Genomic DNA, 3249 nt, shown 5'->3' on the forward strand with positions numbered 1-3249 from the left:
CTTCCAGATGGGGCAGGAAGACGGCGAGAAAGTCGAATTTTACCTGCTGGCGTTCTTCCGAGCTGGAGCCGGACGGCAGGTAGAGCGAGATCACCGATAGCGGGCCAAAATCCAGCTGCAGGTAGCGTCCTTCGCTGTCTATCCAGTCGATGCCCAGCCCCTCGATTACCGCATCCGGAATATGGCGGCTATACACGCCGACACCGCTATAGCCCTTTTTCCCGGCGTAATGGAAATAGCCCTGCATGCCGTCCGGCGCACGCATGCGTTCGGACAGGTCGTCTGCCTGCGCCTTGAGTTCCTGCACGCAGACAAAGTCGGCTTCCAGCTTGGCCATCCAGTCGAAAAATCCTTTTTTATCTGCCGAGCGGATGCCATTCAGGTTGGCGGAAACGATTCGAAGCAAGGTGTTCTCCCGTGTTATCCTTGCCGGCAAATTTTTGGCCGTACAAGGCTGTGTCCAGTTTGAGGGGTGGGTTATGAGCGATTTTCGACAGGATTTTATTCGTTTTGCACTCGATGGCCAGGTGCTGAAGTTTGGCGAATTCATTACCAAGGCCGGCCGCAAGTCGCCTTATTTTTTCAATGCCGGGCTGTTCAATGACGGCGCCAGCACGCTGGCACTGTCGCGCTTTTACGCCGATGCGATTCAAAGCAGCGGCATCGCATTCGACATGATGTTCGGCCCGGCCTACAAGGGCATTATTCTGGCCGCCGCAACGTCGATGGCACTGGCGGAAAAAGGCCGTAATGTACCGTTTGCCTACAACCGCAAGGAAGCCAAGGACCATGGCGAAGGCGGTGTACTGGTGGGTGCACCGCTCAAGGGCAAGGTGCTGATCATCGACGATGTGATTACCGCCGGCACCTCGGTGCGCGAGTCCATCGAGCTGATTCGCGCTGCCGGCGCCGAGCCTGCCGGCGTAGCCATCGCACTGGACCGCATGGAGCGCGGTAGCGGTGTCCTGTCTGCGGTGCAGGAAGTCGAGCAGCAGTACGGCTTGCCGGTGGTGGCGATTGCCAACCTTGGCGACCTGATGACCTTTATCGAGGGCAGCACCGAGCTGGCCAGCTATCTGGATGCGGTTAAAGCCTATCGCGCCAGCTACGGCGTAGATGCCTGATTGGGGCAGGGCCGCCTTACTGGGCGGCCTCCTTGTTTTGCCATGCCTGTTGCAGCGCACGGGTCGCGCTATCCATGGCCTGCTCGGCGCTATTTAGTGCTTCTTGTATCGTACCCAGTTCGGTGCTTGCCGTAGCGAGGGCGTTTTGTGCATCGGCCAGACGCTGTTCGGCCAGCGTATGTTTGCGCTTGGCGTCGCTGATGCGTAACTGGCTGCTTTTCAGGCTGCTGTCGGCGCGTTGATAGGCCATTTGTGCTGACAGCAGGTCTTCATTGGGGCCGGCCATGCTGCTGCTGGCAAGGCCCGCCAGTAGCAGGGTGAGTACTATTTTTGTCATGTAAAGCTCCATGCTGGATATCGCGATGATTATCGCAGACTGCAGGGCATGGCGGCCAGCCGTAGCGAATATGAAAAAACCCCTGCAGGGTTTGCCTGTCAGGGGTTTTTTCTGCTGTGTCCATTTTGCATGGGCAGCATATTGGTGGGTCGTGCGGGATTCGAACCTGCGACAAATGGATTAAAAGTCCACTGCTCTACCAACTGAGCTAACGACCCGGATAAACCGGATTTATATTTTACAATGTAAAAAATATTGTCAGCCCCTTATTCAAGGCTGGCAATTTTTAAATTCTGGTGGGTCGTGCGGGATTCGAACCTGCGACAAATGGATTAAAAGTCCACTGCTCTACCAACTGAGCTAACGACCCCAAGTAAAACTTGGGTTTTTGGTGGGTCGTGCGGGATTCGAACCTGCGACAAATGGATTAAAAGTCCACTGCTCTACCAACTGAGCTAACGACCCCCTATATACGCCGGGGTTTACTACTTATATTTGGTGGGTCGTGCGGGATTCGAACCTGCGACAAATGGATTAAAAGTCCACTGCTCTACCAACTGAGCTAACGACCCCCAGTAATACCGGGTTTCTCTTGTGATTTTCCGGCTTGCGCCATCACCCCCCAAGAGAGAACGAGACTATACCGACAGAGATAATTCTAGTCAACCTGTTTCCGACTCATCAGGCTTCTGCCATTCCTCGGCATGAGCATGGAACCGTTGCCCTCGCCGGCTATCCAATGATGAAATGGGTTCAGGGACTTGAAAGTGTTTGCTCTTTGACCCATGTAAGATAGGCGGCAAGGCCGGTTTGCAGCGGCAGGGCAATGATTTCGGGCACCTCGTACGGGTGCAACTCGACCAGACGGGCCTCCAGTTGCGGGTAGGCGCTGGCCGTAGTCTTGATTAGCAAGGGGACTTCCTGTGCCTCTTCCACCTGCCCCTGCCAGCGGTATACCGAACGGCAGGGTGCGAGTATGTTGGCACATGCAGCCAGTTTTTCGCCCACGATGGTACGGGCTATATTCATGGCAATCGCCTCGCTTGGCGTATTGCAGACGACAAATAGTATTTTCATTGGTGGCTCTAATTTTATATGCGCGCTATTTTATTGCTCATTCTGGCGTACCCTTTTCTTGAGGTCACCTCCCTGATTTATATGGCAGGCAAACTGGGTGGCGGTTTCGTTTTGTTCTGGGTGCTCGCCAGTGCCCTGATCGGTATTGTCATGTTGCGTAACCAGCGCATGGCTACTTTGCTGACCTTGGGTGCTTTGTTTAATCAGAAGGGCAATGTTTCAGTTTATTCTCTATTGTGGCCGGTGCGTTATTTGCTGGCTGGCGTATTGTTCCTGATTCCCGGCATCATCAGCGATATTCTGGCCGTGATTCTGCTATTGCCACTTTCCGGGCCCGGGCCGAAAGTACGCATGCCGGAGGCGGGGGCGCCCCGCGATGGGGCAATAGAGGGTGAATATACCCGTGTCGACGAAACCGTTGAGCGTGATCGCCATCTTCACAAATAACCCAGACATGCCAGTATTTCATCTGGGGACTTGCCGGTTGAAATTTCGATAATCTTGTGGCGGTTTTTTTCACCGCTTAACAAGGCTATATCCCGCTTGGGGCAGCCTAGCTGTTTGGCTATCCACGTAATCAGTGCATGATTGGCCTTGCCATCGACTGGCGGCGCCGCCAAGCGTATTTTGAGTGCCTCACCGTGTTCGCCGGCGCATTGGGTTTTTTTCGCGCCGGGCTGAACGTGTAATGTCAGACGCACGCCATGTGCG

Annotated in this window: 6 protein-coding genes and 4 tRNA genes; 2 read left to right on the forward strand and 8 right to left on the reverse strand. The window is 54.7% G+C overall.

Annotation, left to right across the window (positions count from 1 at the left end; genetic code table 11):
- A partial coding sequence (locus ACRC1E_RS07320) for an exodeoxyribonuclease III (protein ID WP_438514453.1) occupies window positions 1-406 on the reverse strand: 406 nt, incomplete at its 3' end.
- 73 nt (window positions 407-479) lie between these two features.
- On the opposite strand from ACRC1E_RS07320, the gene pyrE reads away from it, so the two are divergent.
- Complete coding sequence (gene pyrE / locus ACRC1E_RS07325; RefSeq protein WP_438514454.1) at window positions 480-1124, forward strand: orotate phosphoribosyltransferase; 645 nt, start codon at window positions 480-482, stop codon at window positions 1122-1124.
- 16 nt (window positions 1125-1140) lie between these two features.
- Here pyrE and ACRC1E_RS07330 read toward each other — a convergent pair whose 3' ends face one another.
- From ACRC1E_RS07330 to cutA, 6 genes are all read right to left on the reverse strand, one after another.
- Complete coding sequence (locus ACRC1E_RS07330) at window positions 1141-1461, reverse strand: hypothetical protein (protein ID WP_438514455.1); 321 nt, start codon at window positions 1459-1461, stop codon at window positions 1141-1143.
- 142 nt (window positions 1462-1603) lie between these two features.
- A tRNA-Lys gene (locus tag ACRC1E_RS07335) sits at window positions 1604-1679 on the reverse strand.
- Window positions 1680-1755: 76 nt separating this feature from the next.
- Window positions 1756-1831, reverse strand: a tRNA-Lys gene (locus ACRC1E_RS07340).
- Window positions 1832-1850: 19 nt separating this feature from the next.
- Window positions 1851-1926 (reverse strand) — tRNA-Lys (locus tag ACRC1E_RS07345).
- Between the two features lie 31 nt (window positions 1927-1957).
- A tRNA-Lys gene (locus ACRC1E_RS07350) sits at window positions 1958-2033 on the reverse strand.
- Window positions 2034-2214: 181 nt separating this feature from the next.
- The gene (cutA, locus tag ACRC1E_RS07355) at window positions 2215-2538 is read right to left on the reverse strand and encodes a divalent-cation tolerance protein CutA (protein ID WP_438514456.1); all 324 of its coding nucleotides are present in this window, start codon (window positions 2536-2538) and stop codon (window positions 2215-2217) included.
- A gap of 18 nt (window positions 2539-2556) precedes the next feature.
- Here cutA and ACRC1E_RS07360 point away from each other — a divergent pair, with 18 nt between their 5' ends.
- Window positions 2557-2985 carry an FxsA family protein gene (locus tag ACRC1E_RS07360; RefSeq protein ID WP_438514457.1) on the forward strand — a complete coding sequence of 143 codons (429 nt, stop codon included), beginning with the start codon at window positions 2557-2559 and terminating at the stop codon, window positions 2983-2985.
- On the opposite strand, the gene ACRC1E_RS07365 is transcribed toward ACRC1E_RS07360, so the two are convergent.
- Complete coding sequence (locus tag ACRC1E_RS07365; protein ID WP_438514458.1) at window positions 2976-3239, reverse strand: DUF167 domain-containing protein; 264 nt, start codon at window positions 3237-3239, stop codon at window positions 2976-2978. The genes ACRC1E_RS07360 and ACRC1E_RS07365 overlap by 10 nt on opposite strands.
- Between the last annotated feature and the right edge of the window lie 10 nt (window positions 3240-3249).

Source organism: Craterilacuibacter sp. (genome assembly GCF_051659485.1).
Classification (GTDB): domain Bacteria; phylum Pseudomonadota; class Gammaproteobacteria; order Burkholderiales; family Chromobacteriaceae; genus Craterilacuibacter.

Bases quoted from the DNA above. Each gene is read 5' to 3' on its own strand.
- pyrE (WP_438514454.1), top strand. From the start codon at position 480: ATGAGCGATTTTCGACAGGATTTTATTCGTTTTGCACTCGATGGCCAG.
- ACRC1E_RS07330 (WP_438514455.1), bottom strand. From the start codon at position 1,461: ATGACAAAAATAGTACTCACCCTGCTACTGGCGGGCCTTGCCAGCAGC.
- cutA (WP_438514456.1), bottom strand. From the start codon at position 2,538: ATGAAAATACTATTTGTCGTCTGCAATACGCCAAGCGAGGCGATTGCC.
- ACRC1E_RS07360 (WP_438514457.1), top strand. From the start codon at position 2,557: ATGCGCGCTATTTTATTGCTCATTCTGGCGTACCCTTTTCTTGAGGTC.